The organism is Streptomyces sp. XY006 (assembly GCF_002237655.1).
Taxonomy (GTDB): Bacteria; Actinomycetota; Actinomycetes; order Streptomycetales; family Streptomycetaceae; genus Streptomyces; species Streptomyces levis.
Window position 1 is genome coordinate 1 of the sequence record NZ_NOKT01000073.1, and the last position, 778, is coordinate 778.

1 protein-coding gene is annotated in these 778 nt (G+C 64.1%); it reads right to left on the bottom strand.

Annotated elements, in window-relative coordinates; all coding sequences use genetic code 11:
• Nucleotides 1-778 (bottom strand): DUF475 domain-containing protein (locus tag CHR28_RS37065; RefSeq protein ID WP_094058123.1); only part of this gene is annotated, 778 nt, incomplete at both ends.

Sequence of the window (778 nt, forward strand, 5' to 3'; positions counted from 1 at the left end):
AGGACGATGTCGTTGGTGATGGCGAAGGCGCCGATCACACCGTCGAAGGAGAAGGACGCGTCCAGGACCTCCAGGTAGAGGAACATGAAGAACGCGGCCTTGCCGGCGAGCTTGACCGCCGACTTGGGCTTGCCCTCGCGGGCGGCCTGTTCCTCGGCCTCGTGCTCGCGCTCCTCCTCCTCTTCGAGCTTGTCCTCGAAGTAGCCGGAGAGTCCCCCGACGATCATGTACGTGATCAGACCGGCGATGCCGGAGAGCAGGACCGTCTCCGCCTTGTCGGCGTGGGTGCCGCCGTGCTGGTGGGCGTGGGCGCCGAAGGTGATCGAGGAGATCAGCAGCACGATCAGGGCGATGCAGACCGACAGCATGTCGACCTTGCCGAGCTTGGCCAGCGGCCGCTCCAGCCAGCCGAGCCACTTGATGTCGCGGTCCTCGAAGATGAAGTCGAGGAAGATCATCAGCAGGAACATGCCGCCGAAGGCCGCGATCGACGGGTGCGCGTCGGTCACGAGCTCCTGGTAGCGGTCCTTGTCGGTGAGCGCCAGGTCGACGGCCTCGATCGGTCCCAGCTGGGCGCTGATGGCCACGATCACGACGGGGAAGACCAGCCGCATGCCGAAGACGGCGATCAGGATGCCGATGGTGAGGAAGATCTTCTGCCAGAAGGCATTCATCTTCTTCAGGATCCCGGCGTTGACCACCGCGTTGTCGAAGGACAGCGAGATCTCGAGGATGGACAGGATCGCTACGACACCGAACGCGGTCCACCCTCCGTAGA